Origin of the sequence: Rhodococcus sp. RS1C4, from assembly GCF_002258225.1 — a bacterium.
Lineage (GTDB): Bacteria > Actinomycetota > Actinomycetes > Mycobacteriales > Mycobacteriaceae > Rhodococcoides > Rhodococcoides fascians_E.
This window is the reverse complement of the sequence record NZ_NOXZ01000064.1, coordinates 1-712: the sequence shown is the minus strand read 5'-3', so window position 1 is coordinate 712 and position 712 is coordinate 1. Positions and strand designations below refer to the sequence as shown.

The following is a 712-nucleotide window of genomic DNA, read 5'->3' as shown; positions in this document are numbered from 1 at the left end:
GACGACGCGGATCTCGTCGAGTTCGATGCGGAAGCCGCGGATCTTGACTTGGTCGTCGGAGCGGCCGAGGTAGTCGAGTTCACCGGCGTGGTTCCAGCGCACGAGATCGCCGGTGCGGTAGAGGCGTTCACCTGCGGTGGTGGGGTCGGCGATGAAGCGGGTGGCGGTGAGGTCGGGTCGGGCGATGTAGCCGTCGGCGAGTTGGATGCCACCGAGATACAGCTCACCTGTCACCCCGACGGGTACCGGGCGTAGCCACGAGTCGAGGACGTGCACAGAGGTATTCGCCACCGGTATTCCGATGGGCACGGTCACCACATCAGCGAGCGCGTCTGCGTGGATGGGTGCTGCGGTGACGTCGACGGCGGCTTCGGTGGGGCCGTAGAGGTTGTGCAGGTCGGCGCCGGCGAAGAGTCGGTCGGCGTCGGCGGCGTTCGCGGCGGGGAGGGCTTCGCCGGAGAAGAACACTCGCCGCACCGAGGTGAGGCGTTCGGGGTCGGGTGTGGCGGTGAGGAAGGCGTCGAGCATGGCGGGCACGAAGTGCAGGACGGTGATGTGGTGGCGGTCGATGACCTCGGCGAGATAGGACGGGTCTTTGTGGCCGCCGTCTTTGGCGACGACGAGGGTGGCGCCGACGACGGCGGGGAGGAAGAATTCCCAGACCGAGACGTCGAAGACGGCGGGGGTTTTCTGCAGGATCCGATCACCGGGG

At 67.4% G+C, this 712-nt stretch carries 1 protein-coding gene; it reads right to left on the bottom strand.

The genetic code is table 11. The features are described from left to right. Positions 1-712: AMP-binding protein (locus tag CH289_RS27780; RefSeq protein ID WP_143545150.1), on the bottom strand; the 712-nt coding region annotated here is incomplete at both ends.